The sequence below is a fragment of the Flavobacterium sp. LM5 genome, assembly GCF_002017945.1.
Lineage (GTDB): Bacteria > Bacteroidota > Bacteroidia > Flavobacteriales > Flavobacteriaceae > Flavobacterium > Flavobacterium succinicans.
The window spans coordinates 1-15,952 of record NZ_MUFX01000001.1 but is presented as its reverse complement, the minus strand read 5'-3'; the positions used below and the strand labels follow the sequence as shown (position 1 = coordinate 15,952).

8 protein-coding genes, 4 tRNA genes and 3 rRNA genes are annotated in these 15,952 nt (G+C 39.5%); 10 read left to right on the top strand and 5 right to left on the bottom strand.

The window, feature by feature from the left end; genetic code table 11:
- The 5 genes from BXU11_RS00080 to BXU11_RS00060 form a co-directional block, all read right to left on the bottom strand.
- Positions 1 to 720 carry a GLPGLI family protein gene (locus BXU11_RS00080; protein ID WP_223253702.1) on the bottom strand — a complete coding sequence of 240 codons (720 nt, stop codon included), beginning with the start codon at positions 718 to 720 and terminating at the stop codon, positions 1 to 3.
- Positions 721 to 831: 111 nt separating this feature from the next.
- Entirely contained in the window at positions 832 to 1,410 is a 579-nt protein-coding gene (locus BXU11_RS00075) for a hypothetical protein (RefSeq protein WP_078210565.1), read from the bottom strand.
- Positions 1,411 to 1,417: 7 nt separating this feature from the next.
- Complete coding sequence (locus BXU11_RS00070; protein WP_078210564.1) at positions 1,418 to 1,747, bottom strand: carboxypeptidase-like regulatory domain-containing protein; 330 nt, start codon at positions 1,745 to 1,747, stop codon at positions 1,418 to 1,420.
- A 1-nt stretch (position 1,748) separates the two neighbouring features.
- Positions 1,749 to 2,534, bottom strand: a complete 786-nt coding sequence (locus BXU11_RS00065) for a GLPGLI family protein (protein WP_078210563.1) — start codon at positions 2,532 to 2,534, stop codon at positions 1,749 to 1,751.
- 66 nt (positions 2,535 to 2,600) lie between these two features.
- Positions 2,601 to 2,786: a hypothetical protein gene (locus tag BXU11_RS00060; RefSeq protein WP_078210562.1), complete on the bottom strand. Its 186-nt coding sequence runs from the start codon at positions 2,784 to 2,786 to the stop codon at positions 2,601 to 2,603.
- A gap of 351 nt (positions 2,787 to 3,137) precedes the next feature.
- Here BXU11_RS00060 and dnaE point away from each other — a divergent pair, with 351 nt between their 5' ends.
- The 10 genes from dnaE to BXU11_RS00005 all read left to right on the top strand — a co-directional run bounded on the left by dnaE (position 3,138) and on the right by BXU11_RS00005 (position 15,728).
- A complete protein-coding gene (gene dnaE, locus BXU11_RS00055) occupies positions 3,138 to 7,652 on the top strand; it encodes a DNA polymerase III subunit alpha (protein WP_078210561.1) in 4,515 nt (1,504 codons plus the stop codon).
- Positions 7,653 to 7,827: 175 nt separating this feature from the next.
- A complete protein-coding gene (locus BXU11_RS00050; RefSeq protein WP_078210560.1) occupies positions 7,828 to 8,730 on the top strand; it encodes an outer membrane beta-barrel protein in 903 nt (300 codons plus the stop codon).
- A gap of 265 nt (positions 8,731 to 8,995) precedes the next feature.
- Positions 8,996 to 9,313, top strand: coding sequence for a thioredoxin (trxA, locus tag BXU11_RS00045; protein ID WP_024980008.1), 318 nt, complete (start codon positions 8,996 to 8,998; stop codon positions 9,311 to 9,313).
- 997 nt (positions 9,314 to 10,310) lie between these two features.
- Positions 10,311 to 11,824, top strand: a 16S ribosomal RNA gene (locus tag BXU11_RS00035).
- Between the two features lie 129 nt (positions 11,825 to 11,953).
- Positions 11,954 to 12,027 (top strand) — tRNA-Ile (locus tag BXU11_RS00030).
- 88 nt (positions 12,028 to 12,115) lie between these two features.
- Positions 12,116 to 12,189: transfer RNA gene (locus BXU11_RS00025), tRNA-Ala, on the top strand.
- 191 nt (positions 12,190 to 12,380) lie between these two features.
- A 23S ribosomal RNA gene (locus tag BXU11_RS00020) occupies positions 12,381 to 15,245 on the top strand.
- Between the two features lie 154 nt (positions 15,246 to 15,399).
- Positions 15,400 to 15,506: ribosomal RNA gene (gene rrf / locus BXU11_RS00015) — 5S ribosomal RNA — on the top strand.
- Together the 16S, 23S and 5S rRNA genes with 4 tRNA genes alongside form the textbook arrangement of a ribosomal RNA operon.
- Positions 15,507 to 15,563: 57 nt before the next feature.
- A tRNA-Phe gene (locus BXU11_RS00010) sits at positions 15,564 to 15,636 on the top strand.
- Between the two features lie 6 nt (positions 15,637 to 15,642).
- Positions 15,643 to 15,728: transfer RNA gene (locus BXU11_RS00005), tRNA-Leu, on the top strand.
- Positions 15,729 to 15,952 lie beyond the last annotated feature (224 nt).

Genomic DNA, 15,952 nt, shown 5'->3' with positions numbered 1-15,952 from the left:
TTATTCTATTTCAACAAACATTTTTGATATTTCTGGATCAGCAAAAATTACATTGGGAATTTTTTTTTGCACCATTCTTTGTTTGTCATTGGTTATATTTTGTTCTTCTTTTTGAATTTTTTTGAACTCCTCATAGGTTTTAAAGGTGCTGCCTTTTGGGATGCTGAGATATTTTACATTTGCCTTGTTTGTGGTAGGGTGTTCGATGTTTTTAAAATACCAAAAAACATATTTATCGGTATCATAAGCCTCTACAATTAATCCTGGTAATCCGGTTAATTTCCATGGTCCATAGGGTAAAGCAATATCTGGTGCAAACCAAGCAGTATAGGTTCGTCCTCTAAAAGTTGTAGTTGCTTTTTTGCATAATAAAGAACCAATTTTTTTGGTTTCTTTTTCGATTTTCCAGTTCATTTTTGGGCAGACTTCCTTAACGTAAATTTGTTGACCATACAATAAACTTGACCACATAGTATTTTTTTTGATGTTGTAAACCACTTGATCGCCTTGCTTACTGACTTTTATGCCATTAACATCAATCGCACCTCCTTTTCCATTCTTGTCTGTATATATTTTTTGTCCGTATTTTTGTTCGTCTTTTTCAAGGCTATCCTTAGCCGTGACATAATAGGACTGTTCTTTGTTGAAAACCATATAAGCGTTACTGTCTGGTCCATTCGCATCTCCATTAGCGAGTGCTTCTATATAACCATAGTGTATTATACCTTTCTTTAATTGGCAAATGAATTTATTGTTGATAAAAATGTGATTAGTAAAATGATTTTTTTCATAGAAGTAAATTATTTACAACCTTATGCTGTTTTTGGTTAATTACTTTATTTTAAAGGCAAAGTGCATTTGCAATCTGTCTTCATCAAACAAGGCATTGCTGATGCTGGTTTCACTAATTTGTTCTGTGGCTTTTTCTCCAGAATTATTATAATCTGCCAAATAGAAAAATTTTATTTTCTTTTTTAACAATCCCAGATTAATTCCTTCTTTCCATCGGTTTTCAGAAACGATTCCAACTCCAGCCGTGACATTGCCAAACCATATATTTTGTTTGTCTTTTTTTAACTTTAGGTTGAGTGCTACTTTATCTGAATTATTCATTTTCTTCAAAATAGGATTGTCTTCAAATCCATCAATAATTTGTACAGCATCGAGTACTTTAGCATCTAGATTTTTGGATAAATATTTGTAGTTTTTGTCAAAGAGATCTTCTCCTTCAACCAATAATTTGTCAATGTCTTTGCCGTGCGCTTTGATAGAGCCATCTTTTTGTACTTCGATACCAGTTATTTTTTTTAGAATGTCTTCGATAGTTTGCTCGGTTTTGTTGATGAATGATGCTATTTTTATTGTTGTGGTATCTCGTTCAATTTTTATTTTCTGGTTGGATTCAATCACTACTTCATTAAGAGATTCTGATTTTTCTTCTAGTGTAAAAAATTGAGTTAGGTTTTTTTTTTGAAGAGCAATCTACTTTTATTTCTTTTTTAGCATAACCCAAACCTGAAACAACAATTGTGATTGTATTATGGGTAGGTTTTTCAAAAGCTATAGTAAAAGTTCCATTTTCCTCACTGAAAGTGAAGGCTAATGTGTTTTCAGAATCATCCAAAACCAGAACAGAAGCACTTTCGATGCCTCTGTTCTGGTTGTCTTTTATTGTACCTGTAATTTTTAATTCTTGTGAGAAAAGTGCAACTGGAAAAAGCAGTAATAGTAAGAGTTTAGAAGTCATTTTATTCACATTCAATAAACATTTTATTCAGTGTAGGTTCCTTGAACGTTGCGTCGGGAAATTGTTTCTTTAAAATAATACTTTTTTCAATACTTTTTTGTTTTGCATTTTCTTTAAAAACTAAGAACTCTTCATAATTCATTATTTTTTTTCCTTTAGGGACTCTTAAATATTTAACACTTTCTTTGCTCTGCGATGGGAATTCAATACTTTTAAAATACCAGTATAAATATTTGTTTGTATCATATACTTCTAAAATTAGACCTGGCAAAGCGCAAAATTTCCAAGGGCCATAAGGCAAAGGAACATCAGGTGCAAACCAAGCTGTATAGGTTCTTCCTCGGAAAGATGTTGTTGCTTTTCTACAAATGAACTTCCCGATTTTTTTTGTTTCTTTTTGAATTATCCATTTAAAATTTGGAGTTGTTTCTTTTACATATACTTCTTGGCCATAAAGAAGACTCGACCACATTGTTTTTTTTGAAGGATGATAAATAACTTGGTCTCCGTCTTTACTAACTTTTATTCCATTATATATTGCCCCGCCCTCTCCATCTTCTCTTTGGATAACTTTTTCAGAATATTTAGACTCCCCGTTTTCCAAGCTATCTTTTGCTGTTACATAATAAGACATTTTATCATTGAATACAATATAAGCATTAGCATCTTGCCCTCGACCATTACCTAAATTAAAAGACTCTATAAAACCGTAATAGACAAGCCCTTTTTTTTGTGAAAAACTAGTATTAAAAAGTAAAAGAATTGTAATTGAAATTATTTTTTTCATATATCTATTTTGTTTAAAAATACTTTATGCTGTTTTTTTTGTTTGTTAATTAATTAGTTATAATTTTTATCTGTTATTACACCAAGCTCTTCCCATTGCGGTTGCTTGTTTTTGAGTACCGCCACATTCATATTGCACAACTGTTCCGTCTGAACATCTATAAGTCCATTCTTGTCTACCTCTATCTGGAGAATTTGCTAATACAGTTAAGGACATCATTACAAGCGCCATAAATAAAATTGTTTTTTTCATAATTTTTTGTTTTAAATAGGTTTTTTAACACGATAATTTCTAAAACAGCATAAAGTCCTACAAAATAATAGATAATAAAACGATATTACAATACCCACTTTTAGTGATATTTAATAAAATTCTTATGTTTTTGCTAGATACAATTTTGAATAATGGGGTATAAGTTTACCAAACTACTAGTCATTATTCATTTGGGAATAAAAAAACTAATTGCCTCTAGTTTCTTTAAAAAAAACCTAAATTTGAACTTCCGCCAATTTGTATTGTACTGTTTTTTATACTCCATAAAACCAATGTTTTAAGGAGTTTCAAAATTGGATTTTGGAATTTTAATCTTTGTTATTTTAACTTATGTACTTAATATTCGATACCGAAACTACTGGATTACCCAAGCGTTGGGGCGCACCATTATCTGACACAGATAACTGGCCAAGATGTATACAAATCGCTTGGCAGTTGCACGATGATATGGGGAATTTGGTGGAGCATCAAGATTATTTGGTGCAGCCAGAGGGGTTCAATATTCCTTATGATGCGGAGCGAATTCACGGTATTTCTACCGAATTGGCGCAAGCAGAGGGAATTCCGTTGGCGGAAGTATTGGAGAAGTTCAATATTGCTTTGGGCAAAGCCAAATTTATTGTCGGTCAAAATGTAGGTTTTGATGTCAACATTATGGGTTGCGAGTTCTATCGTTTGGGTGTTGCTTCGCCTATGGGTGAAATGCCGATTCTAGATACTTGTACAGAAGTAACGGCTTCTTTGCTGAAATTGCCTGGGGGTAGAGGAGGTAAATTTAAATTGCCAACGCTTACCGAGTTGCATCAGTATTTGTTTGACCAACCTTTCGCGGAAGCACACAACGCTACTGCCGACGTTGAGGCAACCACAAGATGTTTTCTGGAATTAATTAGAAAAGAAGTTTTTACCAAAGAAGAGTTGGAGGTAGAGCCTATTTACTTCAAGGAATTCCAAAGTAAAAATCCAGAACCTTTTCCGCTAATTGGATTAAAGCACATTAATCTTAAGAAGGCTTCTGATGCGATTCGGGAGCAACTTAAAGCCTCGGGTGTTGTTACTGATGCGCCAATTTTAACTGAAACAGAAAAGAAAGATTTTTCCGCTGCAGCTTTTGCTCATTTGCATAATCATACGCAGTTTTCGGTCTTACAATCCACCATTGCGATTGGTGGTTTGGTGGCGGCTACAGCCAAAAATAATTTCCCTGCGGTTGCGATGACGGATACGGGTAATATGATGGGTGCTTTCCATTTTGTGAGCGCCGTTATGAATCACAACAAAACGGCATCGGCAAAAAACAAAGCATTGGTAGAAAGTGGAGAAGAACCTACTGAAATCGAGATAAAACCTATTGTTGGTTGTGAGTTTAATATCTGTGATAATCATTTGGATAAAACCAAGAAAGACAATGGTTATCAAGTAGTTTTATTGGCGAAGAATAAAAAAGGCTATCACAATCTGGCCAAAATGGCTTCTATAGCTTACACGGCTGGTTTTTATTATGTGCCTAGAATTGATAGAACTATAGTCGAACAGTACAAAGAAGACATAATGGTTTTGTCTGGGAATTTATACGGAGAAATTCCAAGTAAAATTCTGAACGTTGGAGAGAACCAGGCAGAGGAAGCTTTACTTTGGTGGAAAGCACAATTTGGAGACGATTTGTATCTCGAAATTATGCGCCACAATCAAGAAGATGAAAATAGGGTAAATAAAACACTCATTGAATTTTCTCAGAAGCACAAGGTTAAACTCATTGCCACGAACAATACCTATTATTTAAATAAAGAAGATGCCAATGCACACGATATTTTGTTGTGTGTAAAAGATGGTGAAAAACAAGCCACACCTATTGGTAGAGGACGAGGCTATCGTTATGGATTACCAAATCAGGAATATTATTATAAGTCGGGTGAGGAGATGAAAAAACTCTTTGCCGATTTGCCTGATGCGATTATCAACATTCAAGAAATTGTAGATAAAGTTGAAATTTACTCCTTGTATCGTGATGTATTGTTACCTAAATACGACATTCCACAAGAATTTGTAGTGCCAGAAGATGAAGCTGATGGCGGAGTTCGTGGTGAAAATGCCTATTTGCGACACCTTACGATGGAAGGAGCAAAGCGACGTTATGGTGAAATCACGGAGTCGATTCAAGAACGATTGGATTTTGAATTACTAACCATTTCCAATTCGGGTTATCCTGGTTATTTCTTGATTGTACAAGATTTTATCGCCGAAGCTAGAAAAATGGATGTTTCTGTGGGACCTGGGCGTGGTTCGGCAGCGGGTTCGGCGGTAGCCTATTGTTTAGGGATTACCAATATTGACCCTATTAAATACGATTTGCTTTTTGAGCGTTTCCTAAATCCGGACCGTGTGTCGATGCCCGATATTGATATCGATTTTGATGACGAAGGTCGAGGTCGTGTAATGGATTATGTAATCAATAAATATGGTGCCAATCAAGTAGCGCAAATCATTACTTATGGTAAGATGGCTACGAAGTCGGCTATTCGTGATACCGCTCGTGTGCTGGATTTGCCTTTGTTTGAAGCCGATAGAATCGCGAAGTTAATTCCCGGGATGATGCCGTCAAAATGGAACTTGGCGCGTTTTATTTCTGAAAAAGAAGAGGATGTAAAAAAAGCATTGCGTTCAGACGAGTTCGATGCTGTAAAAGAATTGATTGCAATTGCCAATGGCGGAGATTTAGCTGGAGAGACGATTCAGCAAGCCAAGATATTGGAAGGCTCGATGCGAAATACTGGGATTCACGCTTGTGGGGTGATTATTACGCCATCAGATATTACCAATTATGTTCCGGTAACTACAGCCAAAGATTCGGATTTGTATGTTACACAATTCGATAACTCGGTAGCTGAAAGTGCAGGATTGTTGAAAATGGACTTCTTGGGGTTGAAAACCCTAACATTGATAAAGGATACGGTTAAGTTGGTCAAATACCGAACAGGAATTCAGCTCGACCCCGATACTTTTCCTATTGATGATGTTAAAACTTATGAGCTCTTTCAAAGAGGTGAAACAGTAGGGATATTCCAATACGAGTCACCTGGTATGCAAAAGTATATGAAGGACTTGAAACCCACTGTTTTTGGGGATTTGATTGCGATGAATGCCTTGTATCGTCCGGGGCCGTTAGAGTATATTCCGTCTTTCGTTCGAAGAAAAAATGGCGAAGAAGAAATCAAATACGATTTAGAGGCTTGTGCGGAATATTTATCTGAAACCTATGGAATTACCGTATACCAAGAGCAGGTAATGCTTTTGTCTCAATCGTTGGCTGGTTTTACCAAAGGTGAGGCCGACGTTTTGCGTAAAGCAATGGGTAAAAAGCAAAAAGACGTATTGGACAAAATGAAGCCGAAGTTTGTGGAGCAAGCGGCGGCCAAAGGTCATGACGCAACGGTTTTAGAGAAGATTTGGAAAGACTGGGAAGCTTTTGCGAGTTATGCATTTAATAAATCCCACTCCACTTGTTATGCTTGGATTGCCTATCAAACGGCTTATTTGAAAGCGCATTACCCTGCAGAATATATGGCTGCGGTACTTTCAAATAATATGAATGATATCAAGCAGGTATCGTTTTTTATGGAAGAATGTAAGCGTATGGGATTGCAGGTTTTGGGTCCTGATGTTAATGAGTCTTTCTATAAATTTACTGTAAATGAAGACTATGCCGTTCGTTTTGGAATGGGAGCTATTAAAGGAGTAGGTTCTGGTGCGGTGGCTACGATTGTAGAAAACAGAAAAGACGGTAAATACAAATCCATTTTTGATTTGGCCAAACGCATCGATTTGAGAGCGGCCAATAAAAAGGCAATCGAAAACTTGGCTTTGGCAGGTGGATTCGATTCGTTTGAAGGTACTACGCGAGCGCAATATTTTCATGATGATGGCGATGGTATTACTTTTTATGAAAAAGCCATGCGTTATGGAGCGAAATACCAAGAAAACGAAAATTCCTCTCAAGTGAGTTTGTTTGGCGAAGCGAGCGAAGTTCAAATCGCAGAGCCTGTAGTTCCTCCCTGCGAAGATTGGAGTACGATGGAAAAACTCGCCAAAGAAAAAGAAGTTGTCGGGATTTATATTTCAGGGCACCCTTTAGATGACTATAAGTTTGAAATGAAATATTTCTGCAATGCCCGACTAGAAGCACTTAAAAATTTAGAGCAACATGTTACCAAGACACTTTCTTTTGCAGGTATAATCAATAACGTACAACATCGAGTAGCCAAAAACGGAAAAGGTTGGGGGATGTTTACACTCGAAGGCTATGACGAGAATTTTGAATTTCGAATTTTTGGCGAAGAATACCTAAAATTCCGTCATTTCTTTATTCAAAACAATTTTACGTACATTAAAATAATGGTCAAAGAAGGATGGGTAAATCAAGAAACAGGCAAACGAGCCGAGCCTAGAATTCAGTTTGTTGAGGTGAAACAACTACAAGATGTGTTAGAAGCGTATGCTAAGAAATTGGTTTTGTTGTTGAATATTACAGATATCGAACCTGAGTTTATCTATAAATTGAACGAATTGTTTCAGCAAAACAAAGGAGAACATACGGTTAATTTTGAAGTAATGGAGTTGGAACGAGTGAGAAAAGCCATTACAGTGCCGCAACCTGAGTTTGATGAAAGCAATGATATTGATGAAGACGAGAGTTTATCTACAACATCTAATGCTAAAATCGAGGAAGTAGAAGAAATTAAAATTGTAACCAAATTAGCCATGCCAAGCCGAAAGTTAAAAATAAAAATTACCAATGAACTCCTTTTTGAATTGGAAAAAATGCAATTGAATTTCAAGTTAAATTAATTTTTTAAGGTTAAAAAAATGCATAATAATGTAAAGTATGTAGTCGACATCCTGTATATGTTTATTTTATTCTAAATTTTCGCTACAATTTCATAATTACGAATAGTATGCATGCATAGTAAAAAATAAACAATAGTTTTTAATTCTACTTTTGTCTCACAATTTTAAAATTACTATGAAGAAAAAATTATTAGCATTAGGTTTAGTGTTGGTTACAACAACATTATTTGCTCAAACAGAAAACAAAGAAAGTTGGTATTTCAAATTAGGAGGATCTTATTTTAATCAAACAGCATCTACAGAATTCCCAACAGTTGGAGGTAATGATGCATTAAGTAAAGTATATCAAGGCGGAAAGTTAATATCTGAAGAAAGTGTTACTGGGTCTTTTGGACAAGGATTTAGAGCAAGTGGTACAGTAGGATACCGTTTTAATGCAAGATTAGGTGTCGAGATGGGAATCAATTACTATAGCAGTACTGACAAAACAATGGCGCAGACTGTAACAGATCAGATTTTTATCTCTGGAGGAAAGCCTATTTATAATTTTAAAGCTGTGGGCCAAATTACTGCTTTTGATTTAGCGCCTGCTTTGGTGTTGTTTTTAGGGGAGCACAAAGGATTTGAACCTTACACAAAAGTTGGAGTTTTATTGCCAGTACATGGTGATTTGGAAATAACTACCAATGCTGTAGTTCCTGCAGGTGCTGGAACAGCTAGTGTTCGTATGGTTGATGTAGTAAAACCAAATCCTACTTTAGGTTTTTCAGCTATTGTAGGAACTTCATATAAAATCGGAAAAAAACTTTCGGCTTTTGCTGAATTAGAGTATCGTAATTTTACAGTTCATGGTAAAACTAAAGAAACTACTGAATATACAGTGAATGGAGTGGATGCTTTAGCAACTAGAACAAAAGCGCAAATCCACACCAATTATGTGAGTAAGTTAGATACTAAATCAAACAATGCTTTGACTAATCCGAATGGATTGGATGCTACTAAAGCTATGGATGAACTAAGTTCATACGTAGGAATAAGCGGGATAGGCTTGACGTTAGGATTAAAATACAGCTTGTAAATCATTTTTTTATTAGAGGTTTGAAAAAGAGTTACTATTGTGGTAACTCTTTTTTTTGCCGTATCGTTTTCTGAATCTTTTGAAATCGAGTAGTTTAATTTGTGCAGTTGTCTGGCCATATAGGGCATTGCAATAGAAGTATAATCAAAACTAATTTCAAGAAGCTCTAGTATTAATATTTAATTCCTAAATTTGTCCTTTATTAAAATAAATATCAATCACCATCCAAAACATTTTTAGTAGGATGGATTTAAACAAATAAAAAATGGCATTAGCAATTACAGATGCTACTTTTGAAGAAGTAGTTTTGAAATCAGACAAACCAGTAATGGTTGATTTTTGGGCAGCATGGTGTGGACCATGTCGAATGGTAGGACCAATCATCGACGAATTGAGTAATGAGTATGAAGGTAAAGTAGTGGTAGGAAAAGTAGATGTAGACGCTAACCAAGAATTTGCTGCCAAATACGGAGTGCGTAATATTCCAACCGTATTAGTTTTTCATAACGGAGAAGTAGTTGGAAAGCAAGTAGGTGTAGCACCAAAACAAACGTATGCCGATAGCTTAGATGCTTTATTATAATCATTGTAGAAAATGAATTAAAAGAGGTTTGATCTTGTGTCAAGCCTCTTTTTTTTGTTTATGTATTTATGCTCCAGTTAAGTTCTCGTGCTTTCGAGGAAGATTTGTTTGTATTTCTAGTAGATCAGAGGTTGATAACGTTCTTTTGCTTTTTCAGGAGCTATTTCCGGCTGTCCGCTATATCTCTTAGGGCGAACCCCGCCCCAAGAGGATGCCGCTCCCATCCGGGCTAGGGCAATGTCATTCATAAGAACCAATCGTGAATTTGATTACAAATGTATAAGAGATAAGTAAAGAGTGGTTTTGCTCTATAATCTACCTTCTATAATCTGCCTTCTGTAATCTGTAGTCTATGACTATATATACTGTATGGATAAAGTATAGATAGAGTATGAAAAGTGTATTTTACTAGTGATTTAGGATTAGTTGTTGAATAATGAAGTTTTTTCAATTCGTAAAGTTTTGGTTAAATAATGATTATCAGAGCTTTATTGAATTATTAAAAAATAAATCAAAAAAAGTTTTAAAAAGGCCTTGTTTAAACGAAAAAAGGGTCTACTTTTGCACCCGCAACAACGGCAACGTTCTTTTAAAAACTGGCAAGCGATTGATACAAAAGAAAAGAGATTTTCAAAAATAAAAATCAAAAAAAGCTTGTGAGAAATAAAAGAGTTATTTACCTTTGCACCCCGCAAAACACGGGAAGTTCCTTGAGAGATTGATAAGAGAGAATGATTTAAACGAGATAAAAATCTCAAAAAAAACTTCATTTTTTTCTTGCCAGTTAAAAAAAGAATTTCTACTTTTGCACCCGCTAATCGCGACAACGAAAAGCGCAGAAAACAAGAAGAATACGTTCCTAGACATATTGAATTGACAGCCGTCTTATTGAAAGATAAGACAAAGAAAAAAAGAGTAAGATAATCGAGAGATTAGAATAAACACCGATAGAATTGGATTCGCATAAAAATAGCTTAATTTATTAAGCGCACAATATACGATGAAGAGTTTGATCCTGGCTCAGGATGAACGCTAGCGGCAGGCTTAACACATGCAAGTCGAGGGGTATAGTTCTTCGGAACTAGAGACCGGCGCACGGGTGCGTAACGCGTATGCAATCTACCTTTTGCAGAGGGATAGCCCAGAGAAATTTGGATTAATACCTCATAGTATGTGAGAATGGCATCATTTTCACATTAAAGTCACAACGGCAAAAGATGAGCATGCGTCCCATTAGCTAGTTGGTAAGGTAACGGCTTACCAAGGCAACGATGGGTAGGGGTCCTGAGAGGGAGATCCCCCACACTGGTACTGAGACACGGACCAGACTCCTACGGGAGGCAGCAGTGAGGAATATTGGACAATGGGCGCAAGCCTGATCCAGCCATGCCGCGTGCAGGATGACGGTCCTATGGATTGTAAACTGCTTTTGTACAGGAAGAAACACTCCCTCGTGAGGGAGCTTGACGGTACTGTAAGAATAAGGATCGGCTAACTCCGTGCCAGCAGCCGCGGTAATACGGAGGATCCAAGCGTTATCCGGAATCATTGGGTTTAAAGGGTCCGTAGGCGGTTTAGTAAGTCAGTGGTGAAAGCCCATCGCTCAACGGTGGAACGGCCATTGATACTGCTAGACTTGAATTATTAGGAAGTAACTAGAATATGTAGTGTAGCGGTGAAATGCTTAGAGATTACATGGAATACCAATTGCGAAGGCAGGTTACTACTAATGGATTGACGCTGATGGACGAAAGCGTGGGTAGCGAACAGGATTAGATACCCTGGTAGTCCACGCCGTAAACGATGGATACTAGCTGTTGGGCGCAAGTTCAGTGGCTAAGCGAAAGTGATAAGTATCCCACCTGGGGAGTACGTTCGCAAGAATGAAACTCAAAGGAATTGACGGGGGCCCGCACAAGCGGTGGAGCATGTGGTTTAATTCGATGATACGCGAGGAACCTTACCAAGGCTTAAATGTAGATTGACCGGTTTGGAAACAGACTTTTCGCAAGACAATTTACAAGGTGCTGCATGGTTGTCGTCAGCTCGTGCCGTGAGGTGTCAGGTTAAGTCCTATAACGAGCGCAACCCCTGTTGTTAGTTGCCAGCGAGTCATGTCGGGAACTCTAACGAGACTGCCAGTGCAAACTGTGAGGAAGGTGGGGATGACGTCAAATCATCACGGCCCTTACGCCTTGGGCTACACACGTGCTACAATGGCCGGTACAGAGAGCAGCCACTGGGTGACCAGGAGCGAATCTACAAAGCCGGTCACAGTTCGGATCGGAGTCTGCAACTCGACTCCGTGAAGCTGGAATCGCTAGTAATCGGATATCAGCCATGATCCGGTGAATACGTTCCCGGGCCTTGTACACACCGCCCGTCAAGCCATGGAAGCTGGGGGTGCCTGAAGTCGGTGACCGCAAGGAGCTGCCTAGGGTAAAACTGGTAACTAGGGCTAAGTCGTAACAAGGTAGCCGTACCGGAAGGTGCGGCTGGAACACCTCCTTTCTAGAGCCTTAGTGTTAGCGTAAAGCACGCTAAGGAAAAAGAAGAAGATTTTAAAGGTGCTATGACACCGATTATATTACTCTTGCTGTTAATTTAAAGAAATTGAATAAAGAATTAAGTAAAAAACAGAGTCTCGTAGCTCAGCTGGTTAGAGTACTACACTGATAATGTAGGGGTCGGCAGTTCGAGTCTGCCCGGGACTACTATTTACACTTAATTAGGAAATTCTAGAGGTTGAAATCCTTTTTTTTTGGAATTTGGAATTTAAAAATTTGGAATTTTACAAAAAATGGGGGATTAGCTCAGCTGGCTAGAGCGCCTGCCTTGCACGCAGGAGGTCAACGGTTCGACTCCGTTATTCTCCACAAGATAGTATCAAGATGATAGTATCAAGAATTAAGACAATAAGGTCTTAGTACTTAATACAGAATACTTAATACTTATTTAAAGTTCATTGACATATTGAGATAAGAAATAATAAAAAGTAGAAAGCAGTTTTCTCTGATTTATTAGAGAAAGCGAAAAAAAACGGTCATAATTAATTTTATGATTGGTACAATAAGCAAAATAAGGGCGTATGGGGGATGCCTAGGCTCTCAGAGGCGAAGAAAGGCGTGATAAGCTGCGAAAAGCTACGGGGATTGGCACACACGAATTGATCCGTAGATACCTGAATGGGGCAACCCACTATGTTGAAGACATAGTACACCGATAGGTGGGCAAACCCGCTGAACTGAAACATCTAAGTAGGCGGAGGAGAAGAAAACAAAAGTGATTCCGTAAGTAGTGGCGAGCGAACGCGGATTAGCCCAAACCAATGTTGTTACGGCAATGTTGGGGTTGTAGGACCACGAGATTTCTTGCATAAAGAATTAGAATCTACTGGAAAGTAGAGCCAAAGAAGGTGATAGCCCTGTATAAGTAATGAATGTAAAGGATAGTGGTATCCTGAGTAGGGCGGGCACGTGAAACCCTGTCTGAATTTGGCGGGACCATCCGCTAAGGCTAAATACTCCTGAGAGACCGATAGTGAACCAGTACCGTGAGGGAAAGGTGAAAAGAACCGTGAATAACGGAGTGAAATAGATCCTGAAACCATACGCTTACAAGCGGTCGGAGCCCTTTCGTGGGGTGACGGCGTGCCTTTTGCATAATGAGCCTACGAGTTAACGTTGCTGGCAAGGATAAGTGGTTAAGCCACGGATCCGTAGCGAAAGCGAGTCTGAATAGGGCGCTTTAGTCAGTAGTGTTAGACGCGAAACCGTGTGATCTACCCATGGCAGGATGAAGCGCTGGTAACACAGTGTGGAGGTCCGAACCGGTTGACGTTGAAAAGTCTTCGGATGACCTGTGGGTAGGGGTGAAAGGCCAATCAAACTCGGAAATAGCTCGTACTCCCGAAATGCATTTAGGTGCAGCGTTATTTTAGTTATATAGAGGTAGAGCTACTGATTGGATGCGGGGGCTTCACCGCCTACCAATTCCTGACAAACTCCGAATGCTATATAATGATTGATAACAGTGAGGGCTTGGTGCTAAGGTCCAAGTCCGAGAGGGAAAGAACCCAGACCATCAGCTAAGGTCCCCAAATATATGTTAAGTTGAAAGAACGAGGTTTGTCTGCCCAGACAGCTAGGATGTTGGCTTGGAAGCAGCCATTCATTTAAAGAGTGCGTAACAGCTCACTAGTCGAGCGGACGAGCATGGATAATAATCGGGCATAAACATATTACCGAAGCTATGGATTTACAAGCAATTGTAAGTGGTAGGGGAGCATTCTAACAGGGTTGAAGGTGTGTCGTAAGGCATGCTGGACTGGTTAGAAAAGAAAATGTAGCATAAGTAACGATAATGCGGGCGAGAAACCCGCACACCGAAAGACTAAGGTTTCCACAGCTATGCTAATCAGCTGTGGGTTAGTCGGGACCTAAGGCGAACCCGAAAGGGACAGTCGATGGCCAACGGGTTAATATTCCCGTACTACTGATTACTGTGATGGGGTGACGGAGTGATGAAAGCGCCGCGAACTGACGGAATAGTTCGTTGAAGTACCTACCTATAAGCTGCGCAGGCAAATCCACGCGGCTTGGGGAAATACGATAGTACTCGAGACTTCGGTCAAAGAGATAGTGCGCCTAAGGGCTTCCAAGAAAAACCTCTAAACTTCAGGTAATTAGTACCCGTACCGTAAACCGACACAGGTAGTCGAGGAGAGAATCCTAAGGTGCTCGAGAGATTCATGGCTAAGGAATTAGGCAAAATAGACCCGTAACTTCGGGAGAAGGGTCGCCCGAGTAATCGGGCCGCAGTGAAGAGGTCCAGGCGACTGTTTATCAAAAACACAGGGCTCTGCAAAATCGTAAGATGAAGTATAGGCCTGACACCTGCCCGGTGCTGGAAGGTTAAGAGGAGATGTTATCTTCGGAGAAGCATTGAATTGAAGCCCAGTAAACGGCGGCCGTAACTATAACGGTCCTAAGGTAGCGAAATTCCTTGTCGGGTAAGTTCCGACCTGCACGAATGGTGTAACGATCTGGACACTGTCTCAGCCATGAGCTCGGTGAAATTGTAGTAACGGTGAAGATGCCGTTTACCCGCAGTGGGACGAAAAAGACCTGTGCACCTTTACTATAGCTTAGTATTGACCTTGGATAAATGATGTGTAGGATAGTTGGAGACTGTGAAGTGGCGTCGCTAGGCGTTGTGGAGTCATTGTTGAAATACAACCCTTTGTTTATCTGAGGCCTAACTCTCGATAGAGAGGACATTGCTTGGTGGTAGTTTGACTGGGGTGGTCGCCTCCAAAGAGTAACGGAGGCTTCTAAAGGTTCCCTCAGTACGCTTGTAACCGTGCGAAGAGTGCAATGGCATAAGGGAGCTTGACTGAGAGACATACAGGTCGATCAGGTACGAAAGTAGAGCATAGTGATCCGGTGGTTCCGCATGGAAGGGCCATCGCTCAAAGGATAAAAGGTACGCCGGGGATAACAGGCTGATCTCCCCAAGAGCTCATATCGACGGGGGGGTTTGGCACCTCGATGTCGGCTCGTCACATCCTGGGGCTGGAGAAGGTCCCAAGGGTTGGGCTGTTCGCCCATTAAAGTGGCACGCGAGCTGGGTTCAGAACGTCGTGAGACAGTTCGGTCTCTATCTACTGTGGGCGTTAGAAATTTGAGTGGATCTGATTCTAGTACGAGAGGACCGAATTGGACAAACCTCTAGTGTATCTGTTGTCCCGCCAGGGGCACCGCAGAGTAGCTACGTTTGGAAGGGATAAGCGCTGAAAGCATATAAGCGCGAAACCCACCACAAGATGAGATTTCTTTTAAGGGTCGTGGGAGATGACCACGTTGATAGGCTATAGATGTAAAGGCAGTAATGTCATAGTCGAGTAGTACTAATAACCCGTAAGCTTATGTACACCTTTTCCCGAGAGGCGAAAGCTCTCGGAGAGAACTTTCTCCTTTCGACTTCGCTCAAGGCAAGTTGAAACTTTTTATATTCTTTATCTCAGTATGTTAAGATATTATGTAATGTTAATCAGTACAAACTGGTTACCCATTGCAAAACGACCTTAAGGTGGTTATTGCGGCGGGGCTCACCTCTTCCCATTCCGAACAGAGAAGTTAAGCCCGCCTGCGCAGATGGTACTGCAATTTGTGGGAGTATGTCGCCGCCTTTCTTTAGAAAACCCTTCATCAAAAGTGAAGGGTTTTTTTATAACTACTCCTAAAAGTAGGGTACCTTAGCTCAGATGGTAGAGCAATGGACTGAAAATCCATGTGTCCCTGGTTCGATCCCTGGAGGTACCACTAATTGCTCGGATGGTGAAATTGGTAGACACGCTGGACTTAAAATCCAGTGAACAGCAATGTTCGTGCGGGTTCAAGTCCCGCTCTGAGTACAAAAACAAAAAAACTCCATTAGAGAATATCTAATGGAGTTTTTTGGTTGTAACAATGCTATAAATAGGCCCATTGTAGCTCCTTAACCCCGATAGCAGCGGTATCCTTGCTTGGGCGAAAAAGCCCAAGCAAGATTTAGAGGATAGCGGGAACCATGTGGGATGATATGACTCTTGTGGGGGTTACTTATTACTTTTAGAATTAATACTCGATTAAATCCAGC